Origin of the sequence: Pseudogemmobacter bohemicus, assembly GCF_003290025.1 — a bacterium.
Lineage (GTDB): Bacteria > Pseudomonadota > Alphaproteobacteria > Rhodobacterales > Rhodobacteraceae > Pseudogemmobacter > Pseudogemmobacter bohemicus.
This window is the reverse complement of sequence record NZ_QNHG01000001.1, coordinates 241,868-258,970: the sequence shown is the minus strand read 5'-3', so window position 1 is coordinate 258,970 and position 17,103 is coordinate 241,868. Positions and strand designations below refer to the sequence as shown.

The 17,103-nt window shown below is 65.2% G+C and carries 18 protein-coding genes and 1 tRNA gene; 11 read left to right on the top strand and 8 right to left on the bottom strand.

Translation table 11 applies throughout. The features are described 5' to 3' along the window. Positions 1–97 precede the first annotated feature (97 nt). Positions 98–523, bottom strand: coding sequence for an organic hydroperoxide resistance protein (locus DRF71_RS01195; RefSeq protein WP_112308811.1), 426 nt, complete (start codon positions 521–523; stop codon positions 98–100). Between the two features lie 117 nt (positions 524–640). On the opposite strand from DRF71_RS01195, the gene DRF71_RS01190 reads away from it, so the two are divergent. After that, positions 641–1,084, top strand: coding sequence for a MarR family winged helix-turn-helix transcriptional regulator (locus tag DRF71_RS01190; RefSeq protein WP_112308810.1), 444 nt, complete (start codon positions 641–643; stop codon positions 1,082–1,084). Between the two features lie 148 nt (positions 1,085–1,232). Here DRF71_RS01190 and fabF read toward each other — a convergent pair whose 3' ends face one another. The 3 genes from fabF to DRF71_RS01175 form a co-directional block, all read right to left on the bottom strand. Then, entirely contained in the window at positions 1,233–2,519 is a 1,287-nt protein-coding gene (fabF, locus tag DRF71_RS01185; RefSeq protein WP_112308809.1) for a beta-ketoacyl-ACP synthase II, read from the bottom strand. 88 nt (positions 2,520–2,607) lie between these two features. Then, positions 2,608–3,027, bottom strand: a complete 420-nt coding sequence (locus DRF71_RS01180; RefSeq protein WP_112308808.1) for a MarR family winged helix-turn-helix transcriptional regulator — start codon at positions 3,025–3,027, stop codon at positions 2,608–2,610. A 154-nt stretch (positions 3,028–3,181) separates the two neighbouring features. Further along, complete coding sequence (locus DRF71_RS01175) at positions 3,182–3,574, bottom strand: DUF2147 domain-containing protein (RefSeq protein WP_112308807.1); 393 nt, start codon at positions 3,572–3,574, stop codon at positions 3,182–3,184. Between the two features lie 185 nt (positions 3,575–3,759). Between DRF71_RS01175 and hisA the strand changes: the two genes are divergently transcribed. From hisA to DRF71_RS01155, 4 genes are all read left to right on the top strand, one after another. Then, on the top strand, positions 3,760–4,479 hold the full coding sequence (gene hisA, locus DRF71_RS01170) for a 1-(5-phosphoribosyl)-5-[(5-phosphoribosylamino)methylideneamino]imidazole-4-carboxamide isomerase (RefSeq protein ID WP_112309899.1): 720 nt from the start codon (positions 3,760–3,762) through the stop codon (positions 4,477–4,479). A 93-nt stretch (positions 4,480–4,572) separates the two neighbouring features. Continuing rightward, positions 4,573–5,334: an imidazole glycerol phosphate synthase subunit HisF gene (gene hisF / locus DRF71_RS01165; protein ID WP_112308806.1), complete on the top strand. Its 762-nt coding sequence runs from the start codon at positions 4,573–4,575 to the stop codon at positions 5,332–5,334. A gap of 26 nt (positions 5,335–5,360) precedes the next feature. Next, on the top strand, positions 5,361–5,687 hold the full coding sequence (locus DRF71_RS01160; RefSeq protein WP_112308805.1) for a phosphoribosyl-ATP diphosphatase: 327 nt from the start codon (positions 5,361–5,363) through the stop codon (positions 5,685–5,687). Between the two features lie 122 nt (positions 5,688–5,809). Next, positions 5,810–5,885: transfer RNA gene (locus DRF71_RS01155), tRNA-Ala, on the top strand. A 190-nt stretch (positions 5,886–6,075) separates the two neighbouring features. Here DRF71_RS01155 and DRF71_RS01150 read toward each other — a convergent pair. Further along, positions 6,076–6,279, bottom strand: a complete 204-nt coding sequence (locus tag DRF71_RS01150) for a hypothetical protein (RefSeq protein WP_157970860.1) — start codon at positions 6,277–6,279, stop codon at positions 6,076–6,078. Between the two features lie 2,157 nt (positions 6,280–8,436). After that, positions 8,437–9,252: a M48 family metalloprotease gene (locus DRF71_RS01135; protein WP_112308801.1), complete on the bottom strand. Its 816-nt coding sequence runs from the start codon at positions 9,250–9,252 to the stop codon at positions 8,437–8,439. A 204-nt stretch (positions 9,253–9,456) separates the two neighbouring features. Between DRF71_RS01135 and DRF71_RS01130 the strand changes: the two genes are divergently transcribed. Next, on the top strand, positions 9,457–9,702 hold the full coding sequence (locus DRF71_RS01130) for a hypothetical protein (protein ID WP_112308800.1): 246 nt from the start codon (positions 9,457–9,459) through the stop codon (positions 9,700–9,702). 211 nt (positions 9,703–9,913) lie between these two features. Here the strand turns inward: DRF71_RS01130 and DRF71_RS01125 are convergent, their stop codons facing one another. After that, positions 9,914–10,171, bottom strand: coding sequence for a DUF167 domain-containing protein (locus tag DRF71_RS01125; RefSeq protein WP_112308799.1), 258 nt, complete (start codon positions 10,169–10,171; stop codon positions 9,914–9,916). Between the two features lie 69 nt (positions 10,172–10,240). On the opposite strand from DRF71_RS01125, the gene DRF71_RS01120 reads away from it, so the two are divergent. From DRF71_RS01120 to DRF71_RS01105, 4 genes are all read left to right on the top strand, one after another. Continuing rightward, entirely contained in the window at positions 10,241–11,344 is a 1,104-nt protein-coding gene (locus tag DRF71_RS01120; protein ID WP_112308798.1) for a class II histone deacetylase, read from the top strand. Positions 11,345–12,001: 657 nt separating this feature from the next. After that, positions 12,002–12,712 carry a DNA alkylation repair protein gene (locus tag DRF71_RS01115; RefSeq protein ID WP_232831238.1) on the top strand — a complete coding sequence of 237 codons (711 nt, stop codon included), beginning with the start codon at positions 12,002–12,004 and terminating at the stop codon, positions 12,710–12,712. A gap of 114 nt (positions 12,713–12,826) precedes the next feature. Next, positions 12,827–13,447: a glutathione S-transferase family protein gene (locus DRF71_RS01110; RefSeq protein ID WP_112309897.1), complete on the top strand. Its 621-nt coding sequence runs from the start codon at positions 12,827–12,829 to the stop codon at positions 13,445–13,447. A 21-nt stretch (positions 13,448–13,468) separates the two neighbouring features. Then, on the top strand, positions 13,469–14,965 hold the full coding sequence (locus DRF71_RS01105) for a VOC family protein (protein ID WP_112308797.1): 1,497 nt from the start codon (positions 13,469–13,471) through the stop codon (positions 14,963–14,965). A gap of 42 nt (positions 14,966–15,007) precedes the next feature. On the opposite strand, the gene DRF71_RS01100 is transcribed toward DRF71_RS01105, so the two are convergent. After that, positions 15,008–15,943 (bottom strand): LysR family transcriptional regulator, encoded by a 936-nt coding sequence (locus tag DRF71_RS01100; RefSeq protein ID WP_112308796.1) that lies wholly within the window; start codon positions 15,941–15,943, stop codon positions 15,008–15,010. A gap of 119 nt (positions 15,944–16,062) precedes the next feature. Between DRF71_RS01100 and DRF71_RS01095 the strand changes: the two genes are divergently transcribed. Beyond that, entirely contained in the window at positions 16,063–17,019 is a 957-nt protein-coding gene (locus DRF71_RS01095; RefSeq protein WP_112308795.1) for a ring-cleaving dioxygenase, read from the top strand. Positions 17,020–17,103 lie beyond the last annotated feature (84 nt).

The following is a 17,103-nucleotide window of genomic DNA, read 5'->3' as shown; positions in this document are numbered from 1 at the left end:
TGGTTTCCTGTGATGATGTGGGTGATCGGCGCCATTGCTGGCGCGCAGATCCGGAGGGCTGAAGGCCGCCCCGGTTCTGGCAGCCGATTTTGGGAGGTCAGACGAGGCTCAGACCGACATCGACATTGTTGCGGGTGGCGTTGGAATAGGGGCAGGTCTGATGCGCGGCCTCGATCAGGCGCTGCGCGTCCTCACGGGGGATGCCGGGCAGGCTGATCTCAAGATCCGCCGTAATGCCAAAACCGCCCTCGCTGCGCGGCCCGATGCCCACGCTCGCGGTGATCGCGGCCCCGGCCGGGAGCTTCACCTTCTGCTGCCCGGCCACCAGTTTCAGCGCGCCGAGGAAACAGGCGGCATAGCCGGCAGCGAAAAGCTGCTCGGGATTGGTGCCAGGCCCTCCGGCACCCCCAAGTTCTTTCGGCGTCGAAAGCGCGGCTGTAAGGTGGCCGTCTTCGCTGCGGGCTTCGCCCTCACGGCCGCCGGTTGCGGTGGCCCTTGTACGGTAGAGAACCTGGACTGACATAGGGCGATTCCTTTATTTTTCCGATAATAATTATTGCGATAATTTTCTTTACGCCGCCCGACGAACCCTGTCCAGCTTTTTATTGGCGCGATAACTAATTTCGTGATAAGCGGCATTATGGCCTATGACCTCACCCTCGAAGATCAGCTGTGCTTCTCGCTTTATGCGACCTCCATGGCGATCAACCGCCTCTATAAACCGCTGCTGGATCAGCTGGGGATCACCTATCCGCAATACCTGGTGCTGAGCGCTTTATGGGAGGAAGACGGTCGCGGCATCGGCGCCATCGCCGCCCGGCTGGACCTGGAGCCAAGCACGATCACCCCGCTCGTCAAGCGGCTGGAGGCCGCCGGGCTGGTCACCCGCACCCGCCGCCCCGAGGATGAGCGCGGCGTGGCGGTCGCGCTGACCCCGCGCGGGGTGGCGCTGAAATCGGAAAGCCGCTGCCTTGGTGAGGCGCTTTTCACCAAAGCGGGGATGGAACCGGCGGAGATGATCGCCCTGAACCGCAAGATCCGGGAGCTGCACGACGCTCTGACCCGCCCGGGTGAGGCACCCTGAAACGGTGGGGCAATCTGGCCAACGCCCGCCCCGGGCGCGGGCGGCCACAATGCGGCGCCGGCATAGCGTCAACACAGTGAAACCACTCTGATCCTTGGCCCAGACCGCCCGCGCCGTTGCCGCCGGGGCACTGCACAGCGACCAGCGCTCAGCGATGCGGGCTCAGCGATGCGGGCCGGCTGAAGATCAGCGCCGCATTCACCCCGCCAAAGCCGAAAGCATTCGACAGGACATGGTTCACCTCTGCCGCGCGCGCCTGGCCGCGCACGAGGTCGAACCCCGCCGCCGCCTCCATCGGTGTGTCGATATTCAGCCCCGCCGGCAGCCGCTGATCGCGCAAGGCCAGCACCGAGAACACCGCCTCGATGGCGCCCGCCGCCCCCAGCATATGGCCGGTGGCCGATTTCGTGGAACTGACCGGAACCCCGCCACCATCCGCCCCGAACACCCTGGTCAGCGCCTGAAGCTCGGCCGCATCCCCCACCGGGGTGGAGGTGGCATGAGCATTGACATAGCCGATCTCGCCCGGCGCCAGCCCCGCCATGGCCAGTGCCATTTCCATCGCGCGCGCGGCCTCGCGGCCATCCTCCCAGCCGGCAGTGACATGATGCGCGTCGGTGGTGGTGCCATAGCCCGAGACCACGGCCAGCGGCGTCGCGCCACGCACCTGGGCATGGCTGAGCCGCTCGATCACCAGCATCGCCGCCCCTTCGGACAAAACGAACCCGTCATGCGCGGCATCAAACGGGCGCGAGGCGCCGGCCGGATCCTCATTGAACCCGAAAGACAGCGCCCGCGCCGCCGTGAAGCCGCCAATCGCGACCGGATCGACACAGGCCTCCGCCCCGCCGCACAGCGCGATATCGGCCTCGCCGCTGCGGATCAGCCGCATCGCATCGCCGATCGCCTGGGCCGAAGCCGCGCAGGCCGTCACCGGCGCGCCCGAGGGTCCGTGAAAACCGTAACGGATCGAGACCTGACCGGCCGCGAGATTGGGCAGGAAAGACGGCACCACAAAGGGCGACAGCCGGCGCACGCCTGCGGTGCGGATCGTCTCGGTCGCGCCGGTGATGGCGGGCACACCGCCGACCCCGGTGCCGATCAGCGTCGCGGTGCGGGATCTGCCCCCCGGATCCTGCGGCTGCCACCCCGCCTGGCGCAGCGCCTCATCTGCGGCGGCCATGGCGTAATGGATGAAGAGATCGGTCTTGCGCAGCTCCTGCGGCGACATGGCCGTCTCGGGGTCGAAACCATCCGCAGTCTCGCCCGCCGGCGGAACCAGCCCTGCGATGCGGCATTTCCAGCCCAGGGTGTCAAAGCGGTCATTCCGCCTGATCCCGCTTTCGCCGGCCATAAGGCGGCGCCAGTTGGCCTGAACGCCGGAAGCAAGCGGCGTGACAGCCCCAAGGCCGGTGACGACAATCGGATCCTGCATGGCGGGCGCCCTTTTATGTGTATTTGCACTGTGCATATACACATTGGCAATCAAACTCAACCCTCCTGTTCCGACGTCTGTTCCGGTGTCACTCCTCCGAAAGCGCCCGGGCAACCTTGAGATAGGTATCCGCCTCGGCCGCAGTCACCCGCGAGATCAGCTCGTTCTGCGCCGCCAGCCATTCGCCATGCAGCCTGTCCAGCAACTGGTCTCCGGCCTCGGTCAGGGCGCAAAGCCGGGCATTGCCGCTGCCCGCCACGCGGCGCACGAGGCCCTTTTTCTCAAGCAGATCAAGGCTGCGCGTCAGGCTTGTGCGGTCCAGCGCAACCTTTTGCGCAAACGCCGCCACCGGCTCTGAGGGGTGAAAGCGGATCGCCGAGAGCAGGGCGAATTGCTGCACCGTCACCCCATGCGCCTTCAGCCGCTGATCATAGCGCCGCAAAAGGATGCGGGCGGCCGAAACCGTGTTCAGCACAAGGCATTGCGAAAGCTGTTCGGCACTGTTCATAGCGCCGGACCATGGGGATCAGCGGCTTTCCCGTCAAGGACGGAGCGGGCAGCGCCATAAAACCCCTGCTCTGCCCCCCGGGCACCCCGGAACGGATGCCGGCCTGCCCGGGCGGGGTCAGCGGCGCGACGACCGCCGGCCCCGCCAGGACAGATCACTTCACCCGCGTCCAGGTCCCGCCATCGCGGCAGATCCCCAGCACGCAGCCCTTGACCGCCAGGCTGTTACCGCTCAGCTGCATTTCTGAATTATAGGTCTTGTTCCGATCCGGCGACCAGACCTTGCCGTCATCGTAAAAGCCATCGCCATAGGGCTGCATATCCCAGATGATGCGCTTTCCGACATTGTCCGAGTCGATTTCCTTCCCCGCCCCGTCGAACGCCTTGACCAGCGTGCCGCAGATCAGCGCAGCGCAGGTCTCTACCCTGACATGGCCGAAATTGCCGTTATCATCCGGCTTCGTCTTCCAGACCCCCAAAACCGGATCCGCCGCCATCGCGGCACCGGCGCACATGGACAGCACCATGGCCAAAGCTACAGTTCTCATTGCGGGTCTCATTGCGGGCTCCTCCTTCCCTGAAAACCCCCTCAGCCTCTGGCGCGGCACCATACCGATCAAGCGTGACGTGGGGTCCGGCTGCCGATGACGTCGGGTCGCGGCCCCGGGCCTTCCCTTCCGGCCCCACCCATGCGAAAGGTCCGCAGCAGACAGAAGTGACGGAGCCCGGGCCCATGATCCTCTACCCCGCCATCGACCTCAAGGACGGCCAATGCGTGCGGCTCCTGCGTGGTGAGATGTCCGCAGCCACCGTCTTCGGCGATGACCCCGCCGCCCAGGCTGCCAAATTCGAGGCCGCAGGCTGCGAATGGCTGCATCTCGTCGATCTGAACGGCGCTTTCGCCGGCCAGCCGGTGAATGCTGCGGCGGTTGAGGCGATCCTCGCGCGGATCAAAGTGCCTGCCCAGCTTGGCGGCGGTATCCGCGATATGGCGACCATCGCGCTCTGGCTGGAAAAGGGGCTTGCCCGGGTGATCCTCGGTACTGTCGCGGTGGAAAACCCCGATCTCGTGCGCGAGGCCGCCCGCAGCTTCCCGGGCCGGGTCGCCGTCGGGATCGACGCCCGCAAGGGTTTCGTCGCCACCAAAGGCTGGGCCGAGGAAACCACCATCCGGGTCACCGACCTCGCGAAAAGCTTCGAGGATGCCGGCGTTGCCGCCATCATCTATACCGATATCGACCGCGACGGCGCCATGCAGGGCCCGAATATCGAAGCGACCGAGGCCCTCGCCCGCGCCGTCTCGATCCCGGTGATCGCCTCGGGTGGAGTCTCCCGCATGGAAGACCTGATCCAGCTGCGAGATACCGGCGTGATCGCCGGCGCCATTTCCGGCCGCGCCCTCTATGATGGCGCCATCGACCTCGCCGAGGCTCTGAAAACACTGAAAGCCTGACCCTTTCATCTGTCCATAAATATCCCGGGGGAGTCCCCGACAGGGGACGGGGGCAGCGCCCCCTCCGCCCTCAGCCAAAGGAAGCCCGCCCCGATGCTGAAGACCCGTCTGATCCCCTGCCTCGACGTCGCCGATGGCCGCGTGGTCAAGGGCGTGAACTTCGTCAATCTGGTCGATGCCGGCGATCCGGTCGCCGTGGCTGCCGCCTATGACCGCGCCGGCGCCGATGAGATCACCTTCCTCGACATCCATGCAACGCATGAAAACCGCGGCACGATGTTCGACCTCGTCACCCGTACCGCTGAGCAGATCTATGTCCCCCTCACCGTGGGCGGCGGGGTCCGCAGCCAAGAAGACGTCCGCGCGCTGCTGCTCGCCGGCGCCGACAAGGTCAGCTTCAATTCCGCTGCCGTCGCAAACCCGGATGTGGTGGCCGAGGCCGCCGACCGTTTCGGCAGCCAGTGCATCGTCGTCGCCATCGACGCCAAAACCGTCAGCCCCGGCAAATGGGAAATCTTCACCCATGGCGGCCGCAAACCGACCGGCATCGACGCCGTCGACTTCGCCCGCCTCGTCGAGGCGAAGGGCGCGGGCGAGATCCTGCTGACCTCGATGGATCGTGACGGCACCAAAGACGGCTATAACCTGCCGCTGACCCGCGCGATTTCCGACGCGGTGAAGATCCCGGTCATCGCTTCGGGCGGCGCGGGCACGCTTGACCATCTCGTCGCCGGCATCCGCGAAGGCGGCGCCTCGGCGGTGCTGGCCGCGTCGATCTTCCATTTCGGCACCTGGACAATCGGCGAGGCCAAGGCCTATATGGCGGCAGCCGGCATCCCGATGCGGCTGGAATGACGCCAGAGCCTGCGAAAGGAACCCTCATGGCCGATCCGGATCAGGATATCCTCGCCCGTCTCGCGGAGACCATCGCCGGTCGTAAAGCCGCCGATCCCGAGACCTCCTGGACCGCGAAACTGCTGTCAAAGGGTCCGGAGAAATGCGCCGCAAAATTCGGCGAGGAAGCGGTCGAGGCGATCATCGAGGCCGCAAAGGGCGACCGCGACCGGCTGATCTCCGAAGGCGCGGATGTGCTTTACCATTTCCTCGTGATGCTCACCGCCCGTGATGTGGAACTGGCCGAAGTGCTTGCAGAACTCGCCCGCCGCGAAGGCCTTTCCGGCATCGCCGAAAAAAACGCCCGCCGCTGAGGCACCGCGCCCTGCGGCGAAGGGCAGTCCGCCCTGCCCTCGCGATCCTCCCGCCCCAAAGCCGCCATAATGCACCGGATCTTGACAGGCCTCGCGCCAGGGTCCAGAACCCGGACAGCCGTGGGGCAGTAGCTCAGTTGGGAGAGCGCGTCGTTCGCAATGACGAGGTCAGGGGTTCGATCCCCCTCTGCTCCACCAGACACTTCCTGTGACCGAAAATATCTACTAAGCCCATGAACGGAAACGAAATTTCCTGGGCAGACAGCCTTTTCGGAGCTGCAGGCCAGAGGCGCCGGAAACTCGAAGGCACCGGAAACACTGGCTTCAACACCGCACGCTTAAGGCGGAGCTCCTTTTTCACAGGCTTTCCAGGGCTCTTCCATGACCGTCATGGCATGTTCGTTAAACGCCCCATCCCGCCTTGCACCGGCACCACTTTCCTGGCCTGGCCGATCAGCACGCAGCTCTGACGCCCCAGAGCTTCGCGCCGTGCTTCACAGGCCGAGATAACGGACGGCCTTATGGCGCTGATGATTTTATCCGGCCAGGCATGGATCTGGCTGCCCATGTCATTCACCGGTGCCGCGATCATGGCCCTGGCATCATGCCCCTGGTTCTGCCGCATGTTCCAGAGATCGACAAACATCCTCCTGGCAACAGCTATCAACGGCTGCGTTGGTCTGGTTGCGCGCAGGATTTCTTCTGCCCCGCCTTCAGTCTTTGCACATGCTCAAAGCTGCGTCTGGACCGACAGGCAGGCTATTCGCACAGATCATAAGGCAACCTGCCTGCAGCGCTGCCGCGTATCGAAGAGGTCATCAAACCCTCCAGCCTGATCTGCCCCTGCAGCTGCGGCATCCTGCACAAGACCGCCCGGAGCGGCGGGACACCGTGCCGGCGCCGGCGCGTATCATCGTCGCCCAGCACAGGAATGGAGCGCATGACGCCCATTGCTCCGAAGGAATGCCCGAACGGCCTGCCGCACCTCCGGCGATGGGGGAACGCAGGCCCGGCACAATCGCATCTGATCACAGGCGGCCTGCCGACCCGGGGCCATACTCGCCCATGTTCTGGCGAGCCAGATATGCGGATCATCTGCCCTGATACCGTCAAATCCAGATCCTCGCGCGGGCGGGCCTCGATCTGCACCGCGCCCTGCCGACCGACTGGTCAGGCAAACCTGCCGTATCCTCGAAGAAGAAAAGGCAAGACATCGAGATGTTCTGAAACCCCAGGCCAAACATGCGAGGAACGGGATGCTGTCGCCCATCGGGTACGAACGGCAGCAGAGGATGCGACGCGAAGTGTCCGAGAAACGCGGCGCTGTTCAAGGGATATTACCTCCGCCAAAGCTGAGGGAGCACATGGAAGGCCATGAACCCTTACCTGACCCGGCCAGGTTGCCACTCGCCGTGCTTTGCGGGGACTCCATGAGGCTTACAGGGCGTATAAACCTGCCAGCATATCCTCTCAGCCGGGGCACCCGTCTCAGTCCCCCCCTTAGCCAGGTCTTCAACTCTCTCGCGAAAGCGCTTGCCAGACAGGTTGACAGAGCGGAACGCCCGGTCGTTCAGCCCATCGCCGGGCAGTTGCCGGGCGGTGGCCCCTGACACTCCCAACACCTTCGCGGTATACGGCAGACCCCAGATCGGGCAGCCATGGCCGGGGCGATGCGAGGGCGGCTTTTTCAACATCACTGCGGCAACTCCCCTAAGGATGAGTTGATCTTCGCGGATCGTGAAATTGCATCGCCTTGCCTGTCTTACAAATAAATATCATTATAAATCAATAATATAACACCACATCAAATATTTCTGGCCTGCCCCATGTTTTAGCCCAGGTTTCGCAGTCATCAAAGGGCATTCCGCCAGGGGATTTCCGGCCTGCCGACTGTCCGGAACAACGAAAATGCTCCCAACGCGGTCCGATCCTGACGTCCGGACTGGCATTACAGTCGGGGCGAGCACGACCGATCTTTTGCCCAAGCTGCGCGGATCACTCTGAACATGCCAGTGCCGCACAGCGAAACGGTCTTACCCCCCGCAGATCCGATATTTCGGTTCTCTTCTGACGACGGGAAGCATCGGTTCCAATTATCTGGCCAGGGCTGCGCTCCGCAACGTCGGCGCCAGCCATTGCATAATCTGCGGTCCGGTTTTCCCGCGTCGAACGAAAGCCCTACGGTTCCACCGGGGCGTCATCCTGCTTTGGATCAACCAGACCCATGCACCGGGCTTCGACATCGCGGACCAGCATATCCCAGCTGATCGAACCATGAGAGAGGTCGGAACGCGACCCCGCAGGACCTTTTTCCCGGTGGGTGTACCGCATTATCACCGGGCAGATCCTGTGGCCAGCTCTGCATGCGGCAGCTTTGGGAAAAGTGACGCAGCCTCCTCAGCGCCTGGGGAGACGCCTGCCCGCCGCCCGGTTCAGGGTAAGCGGCAAGCGCCGGGAAGCGGTGGCAGCGACCGGGTGACTACGGCATTGACCTGCCAAACGCCATATCGACAGATAGCTGCTCTCGCTCTGCGCCGCAGCGCAATGCCGGAACCTTTCCGCTGTCTGCGACCTTTCCGCTGTCTGCCCAAAACTCTTACCGGGGCCCTGCGGGCATCGGTCCCTGGGAAAGGCGGAAAGCCGGCGGGCCGGAGCTTTTGCAGGAAGAAGGCTTGCTGATCGGCCTCACGATGCGGCGCGCTTCCACCGCATCAGGCCTGTCTCCGTCCCCCGGCGATTGCGCCAGTTTTCAGCCGCCCCCGAGCCGTTTCACGGTTGCCCGCACCACTGCGAGGCGTTCGGCATTGGCGGGATGCGAGCCCATGACGCGGTTTCCCGGATCCGGCAGGCGGGTGAAGAAATTGGCGCCCCGGATCGGATCATAGCCCGCCGCCAGCGCGATCTCGGCACCAAACGCATCGGCCTCCAGCTCGAATTCCTTGGAATAATGCTGGGCGGCGAGGCCCGCGCCGATCTCCTGCGCGCGTTTCAGCTCCTCGCCGGTCAGCCCGGCGGACTGGCCCAGGATCCCCACCAGAATTGCCCCGGTCATCGCCTGATCCTGGCGGCGCGGAATATGGCCGGCGATGTGATGCGCCGCCTCATGGCCAAGCACGAAGGCCAGCTCATCCGGGTTTTTCGCCATATTCAGCAGGCTGCGGGTGAAAACGATCACCGGGCGACCGCGATCATCGACGGTCTGGAAGGCATTGGCGGGCTGCGACCGGTCCTCATCCACCGCGACCAGGAAATTGCAATTCCCCTTGCGCAGCCGTTCACGACAGAAGCGGCTGACAACCGGAGTCATCCGGGCCGCGGCGCCGAGGATCGGGTCATTCGGCGCGAGGGGCTTCCCGTTCGAGGTCAGCACCTCCTGGCGCATCGCTCCGCTGGCACCGGTATCGGTCGGATAGGCCGCCGGAACCACACAGCCCGAGAGGGCAAGGGCAGCCGACAGCACCGCCGCCCGCCCCGCCAACCGAACAGCGGCAAGCAGCGGCAAGGCAGGCCGGGCTGCCCCGCGCGCGAGGAGATCGGAAGAGCAAAGCAGGGAATCGGAAACCATGGCGCCGGACAATCAGAAAGGATTTCCACAGCATTAGCAGCTTAGGATGACCGGCGGAAAGGGCGCAATGCCGTGGATCCGGGCCGCGGCGGCCCGAAGGTCCCCGGCACACCATGATTTTACCGCTGGGCCGCCGTCCCGGGCAATCGCCGCCCGCGCCCGGCGCCCATTGCACATGGGCTGCAACCAGGCCATGCTGACCCCATGTTCACCATCGAGCACGATTATGATGCCACCGTTGTCACCCTGATCGACGAGGGCGGCGATGGTATGCCGCTGACCGGCGATGTCATCATCACCGCTTTTGATGAATGTGTGACGGTAGAACAGACCGATCCCGAGACGGATGAGACCTTCCGCATCACCCTCTCGATGGCGCAGATCGCCGATCTGGCCGCCGCGCTGGATCTGCCCGAGGGCAGTTACCGGATCGAACGCCGCAAGGGCTGACCCCCGAATACCGTGAGCTGGCGTATAATCCGCATGGTTCCGTGCCCGGACTGACTGCAGATGCCTCCGGCGGGAGTATTTCTGTCAGGGGAAATGCCTTTCCTCTTGACTTAAATACTCCCCGCGGAGCGTCCATCATCGGCCAGAGGCGACGGGGCGAGAGTCGGTCGCATCCGCTGCAAAGACCGGCTCTCAGGCCCGGGCGCCGGGATCAGTCCAGCCGGAACAGCTTGTCGCGCGATTTGGCGCCGCGCACCAGGGTCAGCCGCGATTTGGCTATGCCCATCGCCTTTGCCAGCAGATCGCGCGCGGCGAGGGTCGCCTTGCCGTCCTCCGGCACAACGGTCACGCTGATCCTGACCGGGCTGCCTGTCTCCGCCTCCAGCGCCTCGCGCCTTGCATTGGGGGTGACCCGCACGGGGATCTCCGCCCCCGGCACCGCCCATGCGCTCAGATCCGGCAAGGCCATCTTTCCTCCCTTTCCCCTTGCGGTCAGCTTCCCGCGAAGCAATCCTGGCCACAAGACAGGGAGACCCGCATGACCACCGGTTTTTTCACGGATGAGCGCTGTTTCTGGCATGGCGGCGGCAATTATGCCCTGACTTTGCCGGTCGGCGGGCTGGTACAGCCGACCATGGGCGGCCTGCCCGAGAATCCGGAAACCAAGCGACGGCTGAAGAACCTGATGGAGGTGACCGGGCTGATCCGCGATCTCGACCACCGTTCTGCGGCGCCGGCGACGGATGCGGACCTGGCGCGCATCCATCCGCAAAGCTATCTGGATGCCTTTCGCGCGGCCTCGGATGCGGGCGGCGGCGAGCTGGGTTTGCGCACCCCTTTCGGGCCCGGGGGCTATGAGATTGCAGCGCTTTCCGCCGGTCTGACCACCGAAGCGCTCCGCACTGTTCTGAAAGGTGAGATGCAGAATGCCTATGCGCTCTCGCGCCCGCCGGGGCACCATGCTTTGCCCGACTGGCCGAACGGCTTTTGCCTGATCAACAATATCGCGGTGGCGATCGCGGCCGCCCGCGCCGAGGGTCGTGCCACGCGCTTCGCGGTGGTGGACTGGGATGTCCATCACGGCAATGGCACCGAGGCGATTTTCTATAACGACCCCGATGTGCTGACGATTTCCCTGCATCAGGAGCGGAATTACCCGCTGAATACCGGCGATGCCGAAGACCGGGGCGAAGGTGCGGGGTTTGGCGCCAATATCAACCTGCCGCTGCCTCCCGGCGCCGGGCATCTTGCCTATCTGACACTGTTCGAAACGGTGGTGATCCCGGCGCTGACCCGTTTTCGCCCCGATGTGATCCTTGTGGCCTGCGGCTTCGATGCCTCGGGCGTCGATCCGCTGGGGCGGATGCTGGCCACGGCCGAGACCTTCCGCCTGATGACGCGCCGCGTGATGAAGGCCGCGCGCGATCTGTGCAGCGGGCGGCTCGTCCTCAGCCATGAGGGCGGCTATTCCGAGGTCCATGTGCCGTTTTGCGGCCATGCGGTGATCGAAGAGCTGTCAGGCAGCCGGATCCATGCGCCCGACCCGCTGGCCAGAACCCTGTCAGAACGTCAGCCGACCGCGCGGGCGGATGAGTTCCACGCGGCCTGGATCAGCCGCCTTGCGGATCTGCATGCGGTCTGAGCGATCCATTTCCACCTTTTTCACCTGCGGCGCCGCCCGGGTCATCTCGTCCAGCAGCCCCTGGCGCAGCGCCGCCAGCGGCTCATTCGGGCAGGAGGCGGACCAGGAGATCGGCTTTCCGGCCGAGGCCGGCCCGCTCCGGCTGACCCGGTCCGTCCCGTAGTAAGGACAGGGCAGCGCTTTCGGAATGGCGCCGCGCGGCAGCGGATTGGCGCGCAGCCAGGCCAGCGCCCGGTGATCGCTGCCGGGCGTCAGCTGGCGGCGCTTTTCCGAGAATTCGCCGAAGGGCGGGTGATGGTGATATAGCAGTCATCGGCATAGAGCCGGCCGCCCCGGCTGCCGCTGAACGTGCCGTCGCTGTTCCATGCGATCACATCGGGCGCGGGATCTGGCGGCGGCCCGCCTGCCCCGCGACACATCTTCCAGGCAGGCTGACCGCAAGCAGTCTGTCTGCAAGGCATCCGGCCACCAGCGGCGAAAACATCCCGCCCTCGCCGGTCATTCTGGTTTCCATTTCTGGCACCCGGCTCCGCCCTCTCCGCCAGACTGCCGCAGGCGCTACAGCAAAGCAACGCGCCGGTTCCCGGGCTGGCCCCCGCACGGGCGGGAGGCTATAGAAAAAGCAACCCCGCACAGCCCCAAAGGCCGGAGCCGCAAATGTCAGACCCGATCCCCCTTGATACCGCGCTGGCACAGCTGAGGGCCGAGGCCGATCCCGCCCGCGCAACCGAGGCTGCTGCCTGTCACAAGACCGCGCGGGATTCCCTTGGCATTCCGGTGCCGCGCCTGACCGATCTGGCAAAGACCTGGCGCGAGGAGATCACCATCGACCAGCGGATCGCGCTGGCTTCGGGCCTTTGGGACAGCAATATCCACGAGGCGCGGGTGGCGGCGGCAAAGCTGCTGGTCCAGGCCCGTATCCGCCCCGATGACGGGGTCTGGGCGCTGATCGCAGCCTGGGTGCCGCAGTTCGACGGCTGGGCGATTGCCGATCAGGTCGCAGATGCCGGCGGGCGCCGCCTGATCGCCGATCCCTCAAGGCTGGACGAGGTAGAGACCTGGACGAAATCGCCCCATATGTGGGCGCGACGTGCGGCGCTGACCTTCACGCTCCCCTGGACGCGGATGAACAATCCGAAACCCGAAGACCTTGAGATCCGCGAGCGGGTGCTCGGCTGGGCGACGGGCTACGTCACCGAAAGCGACTGGTTCATGCAAAAGGCGGTGGGCTGGTGGGTGCGGGATCTGTCGAAACATGACGCGGCGCGGGCAGAGGCCTTTCTGGAAGGCCCGGGCCAGGGGCTGAAGAGTTTCGCGAAGAAGGTCGCCCGCACCTGGCTGCCCCCCACCTCGCCGCCCCGGAGCTGACGCGCAGGCTTTCGCCGTTCGCCAATCGAGAACGCAGCATTCCGGCTGCGGGGGCTGCCCCTCGCCCGGCAAATTGCCATATGGTCGGGCAGGATGATCCGACAGGAGGCAAGGATGACCACACTCTTTTACAAACAGGGCGCCTGTTCGCTGGCGCCGCATATCGTGCTGGAATGGATCGGCGCGCCTTACAAGGCGGTGCCGGTGTCCGCAGGCTCGCCCGAAATCCTGGCGGTGAACCCCACGGGCGCGGTGCCGGTTTTGCGCGAAGACGATGGCTGGCTGCTGACACAGGCGGGCGCGATCCTCGACTATCTGGCGCAAAAGCATCCCGAAGCCGGGCTTTCCGGCGGCGACAGCCTGCGCGCGAAGGCCGAGGCGCATAAATGGTCCGCCTTCCTGACCTCGGATGTGCATGCCGCCTTCTGGCCGGTCTTCATGCCCGACCGCTATACGACCGACCCGTCGGACGAGGCGAAGGCAAAGGTGCAGGCCGCCGGAATTGAGATGGTGAAGAAGAAATTCGCCCTCCTGAATGACCATCTGGCCGGGCGCGACTGGTTCCTCGATGGCGGGCGCTCGGTGATCGACGCCTATGCCTTCCCGATGATCCGCTGGGGTCGGGCGAAAATTCCGGGCGGGCTGAAGGATTATCCGAATATCCAGGCGCTGCATGACCGGCTGGCGGCTGACGAACAGGTGCAGAAGATCCTCGCGCGAGAAGCGGGGAAATAACCCCGCGAAAGGAGCTACGAAATGACAACCGGCATCCATCATATCACTGGAATCACGGCCAATGTTCAGGCCAATGTCGATTTCTACATGGGCTTTCTGGGCCTGAATCTGGTCAAACAGACCGGCGGATTTGAGGATGCCGAGCAGCTCCACCTGATCTATGGCGATCAGACCGGCAGCCCCGGCTCGCTTTTGACCTTCCTGGTCTGGGAGGCTGCGGGAAGGGGGCGCACCGGGCTTGGCCAGGTGTCGGAACTCGCGCTGGCCGTGGCCCCCGAGACGATCGGCGACTGGCTGACAAAGGCGCTCTCGGCCCGGATCCCGGTCGAAGGCCCTAGCCGCGAATTCGGCGAGCCGGTCCTGCGGCTGAAAGACCCGGACGGGATGGTGGTCAAGCTGACCGGCACCGGAGCCATGGCTGCGATGCGGGTGCGCGGTGTTACGCTCCTGACCGACAAAGGCAATGAGACAGCAGAGTTCATCACCCGCTTCGGCTATCGGGAAACCGCCCGCGACGGTGCGAACCGCCGCCTTAACTCCGACACGGATGTGGTTGATATCCGAGAGGTTTCCGGTTTCGTCCCTTCGATCCAGGGCGCAGGTGTGGCCGATCATGTGGCGTTCCGTGCGGCAGATGTGGCAGCGGTTCAGGCCATGCGGATCTCGCTGAAAGACCATGGCCCCACCCATGTCCATGACCGCAAATATTTCCTGTCGCTCTATGTCCGCGAACCGGCTGGCGCCCTGATCGAATATGCCACCGACGGTCCGGGGATGAGCGTTGACGAGGCACCCGATCAACTGGGCCGCACCCTGATGGTGCCGCCTTCTGACACGGCCCGCGCCGATGACCTTCGGGTCATGCTGCCGCAATTCGCCCGCCCGGGCGAGGAAAGGTTTCCGATGCGTGATCTCCCCTTCATCCACCGCTTTCACCGGCCCGAAGACCCCGATGGCTCGACCATCATGCTGCTGCATGGCACCGGCGGCAATGAGACCGACCTGATGCCACTGGCACATAAGATCAATCCGCGCGCGACACTTCTGGGCGTGCGGGGACGCTCGACCGAGGAAGGCATCAACCGCTGGTTCCGCCGGTTTGATGCCGTGACCTATGATCAGGCCGATATCCGGGCCGAGGCCGAGGCTTTCGCCGGCTTCACCGAAGGCGCGATCCGCGGCTATGGGATCGACGAGGGGACGCTGTCCTTCCTTGGCTATTCCAATGGTGCGAACCTGCTCGGCGCGATCCTGCAGCTGCATCCGGGCGTGGTGAAACGCGCGATGCTGCTCCGGGCCGTGCAGGCGCTGGAGACCCCATCCGAAGCCGCGATGGCCGGATCGGAGGTTCTGATGCTGAACGGCGCCCGCGATCCTTTCGCCCGCATGGCCCCGGCGCTGGAAAGCGCGCTGCGCCAGGGCGGCGCCGATCTGACCGCCGGGACGCTTTCTGCCGGGCATGAGCTGGCCAATGAAGACCTGATCCGCGCAAGCGCCTGGCTCAAAGCGCGCGCCTGACCCCTGCTGCCTCCCCCCCGCGCGAGAATCCCGCGCCAGACCCTATAAGGCCCCCTGGATCACCCTGAGCCAGGGGGCCTCGCCGTTGAAATGCCCCAGCAGATGGTCGATGAACCGCCTGAGTTTCAACGGCATCGGCTGAACCGGCGGCCAGAGCGCCGTTACCGGCAGCGAGCGCGTGCCGCATTGCCCGAGTACCGTCACCAGCGCCCCCGTTTGCAGTGCCGGCGCCGCGATGAAGCCCGGCAGCATCGCCAGCCCCAGCCCTGCCACCGCCAGATCGCGCATCGCCTCGCCATTATTGACGCTGATCCGCTCGGTCACAGCGGGCGAGACCATGCGGCCCCCCTCGCTCAGCTGCCACAGATCGGCGTTGGAGATATGGCTGTAGCCGATCACCGGCTGGCCCGTCAGATCCTGCAGGGTGCGGGGATGGCCATGGCGGGCCAGGAAATCGGGGCTGGCACAGACCAGCGAGCGATCCTCGCAGAGTTTCCGCGACATCAGCGCGCCGCCCGGCGACTGGCCGACCCGGATCGCAAGGTCAAAGCCTTCGCGCGCCAGATCACGGGCGCGGTCGTCATAATCGACCCGGATCTCCAGCCCCGGATGCGCCCTGGCGAAATCCGCGATGATCCCGGTCAGATGCAGGGTGCCAAAGGTCATCGGCGCGGCCAGCGAGAGGCTGCCGCGCAGCCCTTCCCCGTCGCCCGCGCCGCCCCAGGCCGCCGATTCCGCCGCCGCGCGCAGATCGGTCAGCGCCGGGCGAAAGCGGGCGGCCAGGCGATGCGCGGCCTCGGTTGCGGTGATGCGGCCGGCATTCCTGCGAAAAAGCGCCGCGCCAAGCCCGGTTTCCAGGTCATTCAGCCGCTTCGAGATCACCGATTTCGACAGGTTCAGCCGCGCGGCGGCGGCGGTGACGGTGCCCAGCTCCATCACGGTCAGAAACGTGTCGATCTCATCAAGCGTATAGCGCATGCGGTGAGTGTGGCTCCTGCTGCGGCGTTCGTAAAGAGCGAACGCAGGTTCCGGCAATGCCACGCTGGAAGGAAACAGGGGGGCGGCGCATATTCAGCGAGAGCGAAAGGAGGCCGATCATGGCAAACTCTTCTGATCTTACCCTGGGTGGCATCCACCACCTGACCGCAATCACCGCCAATGCCCCTGAAAACAAACGGTTCTATACCGAGACCCTGGGGCTGAGGCTGGTCAAGAAAACCGTGAACCAGGATGATACATCGGCTTATCACCTGTTCTATGCTGACGGTCTGGCCAGCCCCGGCACCGACCTGACCTTTTTCGACTGGCCCGTGGGGCGCGAGCGCCGGGGCACCCATTCGATCAGCCGTACCGGGCTCAGGATCGCGGCTGACAGTTTCGATTTCTGGGCCGGGCGGCTGCGCGATGCCGGGCTTGCCTCCGGCGGGATCGCCGCGACGGATGGGCGGGTGAGCCTCGATTTCGAGGATCCGGAGGGTCAGAGGTTCCGGCTGACGGCTGACCAGCCCGGCCCGGCCAACCCCTGGGAGCGCAGCCCCGTCGGGACGGCGCATCAGATCCGGGGTCTTGGGCCGATCACCATCTCGGTCGCCGATCTTGCGCCCACCAAAGCGGTGTTGGAGCGGGTGATGAATATGCGCGAGACCGGCGACTATGCCAGTCCGGATGGCGAGGGGTCGGTTCATGTGTTCTCGATGGGCGCGGGTGGCCCGGCGGCAGAACTGCATGTCGCAGTGCAGCCCGGGCTGCCGGTGGCACGCCAGGGCGCGGGTGCAGTGCATCACGTCGCCTTCCGCACCCCGGATGCCCAGGGCATAGAGGACTGGGCGGCGCGGCTGAGGGAGTTCCGCATTCCCTCTTCGGGCGAGGTGGAGCGCTATTATTTCCGCAGCCTCTATTTCCGCGAACCCGGCGGGAACCTGTTCGAGATCGCCTCGGACACCCCCGGTTTCACTGTCGATGAGCCGCTTGAGACCCTCGGAGAACGCCTGTCCCTGCCGCCCTTCCTGGAGGCAAAACGCGCGCGGATCGAGGCGGGGCTGAAACCGCTCTGATCCTGGTGCTCCACCAGACAAGGGCGCTGGCCGCCCGCCTCACGGCGGGCGGCGGGGAGGGGGCAGGGGAGGGGTTCCCCCTCC

Coding starts and splice junctions, on each gene's coding strand:
- DRF71_RS01195 (WP_112308811.1), bottom strand. CDS start 523: ATGTCAGTCCAGGTTCTCTACCGTACAAGGGCCACCGCAACCGGCGGC.
- DRF71_RS01190 (WP_112308810.1), top strand. CDS start 641: ATGGCCTATGACCTCACCCTCGAAGATCAGCTGTGCTTCTCGCTTTAT.
- fabF (WP_112308809.1), bottom strand. CDS start 2,519: ATGCAGGATCCGATTGTCGTCACCGGCCTTGGGGCTGTCACGCCGCTT.
- DRF71_RS01180 (WP_112308808.1), bottom strand. CDS start 3,027: ATGAACAGTGCCGAACAGCTTTCGCAATGCCTTGTGCTGAACACGGTT.
- DRF71_RS01175 (WP_112308807.1), bottom strand. CDS start 3,574: ATGAGAACTGTAGCTTTGGCCATGGTGCTGTCCATGTGCGCCGGTGCC.
- hisA (WP_112309899.1), top strand. CDS start 3,760: ATGATCCTCTACCCCGCCATCGACCTCAAGGACGGCCAATGCGTGCGG.
- hisF (WP_112308806.1), top strand. CDS start 4,573: ATGCTGAAGACCCGTCTGATCCCCTGCCTCGACGTCGCCGATGGCCGC.
- DRF71_RS01160 (WP_112308805.1), top strand. CDS start 5,361: ATGGCCGATCCGGATCAGGATATCCTCGCCCGTCTCGCGGAGACCATC.
- DRF71_RS01150 (WP_157970860.1), bottom strand. CDS start 6,279: ATGATCGCGGCACCGGTGAATGACATGGGCAGCCAGATCCATGCCTGG.
- DRF71_RS01135 (WP_112308801.1), bottom strand. CDS start 9,252: ATGGTTTCCGATTCCCTGCTTTGCTCTTCCGATCTCCTCGCGCGCGGG.
- DRF71_RS01130 (WP_112308800.1), top strand. CDS start 9,457: ATGTTCACCATCGAGCACGATTATGATGCCACCGTTGTCACCCTGATC.
- DRF71_RS01125 (WP_112308799.1), bottom strand. CDS start 10,171: ATGGCCTTGCCGGATCTGAGCGCATGGGCGGTGCCGGGGGCGGAGATC.
- DRF71_RS01120 (WP_112308798.1), top strand. CDS start 10,241: ATGACCACCGGTTTTTTCACGGATGAGCGCTGTTTCTGGCATGGCGGC.
- DRF71_RS01115 (WP_232831238.1), top strand. CDS start 12,002: ATGTCAGACCCGATCCCCCTTGATACCGCGCTGGCACAGCTGAGGGCC.
- DRF71_RS01110 (WP_112309897.1), top strand. CDS start 12,827: ATGACCACACTCTTTTACAAACAGGGCGCCTGTTCGCTGGCGCCGCAT.
- DRF71_RS01105 (WP_112308797.1), top strand. CDS start 13,469: ATGACAACCGGCATCCATCATATCACTGGAATCACGGCCAATGTTCAG.
- DRF71_RS01100 (WP_112308796.1), bottom strand. CDS start 15,943: ATGCGCTATACGCTTGATGAGATCGACACGTTTCTGACCGTGATGGAG.
- DRF71_RS01095 (WP_112308795.1), top strand. CDS start 16,063: ATGGCAAACTCTTCTGATCTTACCCTGGGTGGCATCCACCACCTGACC.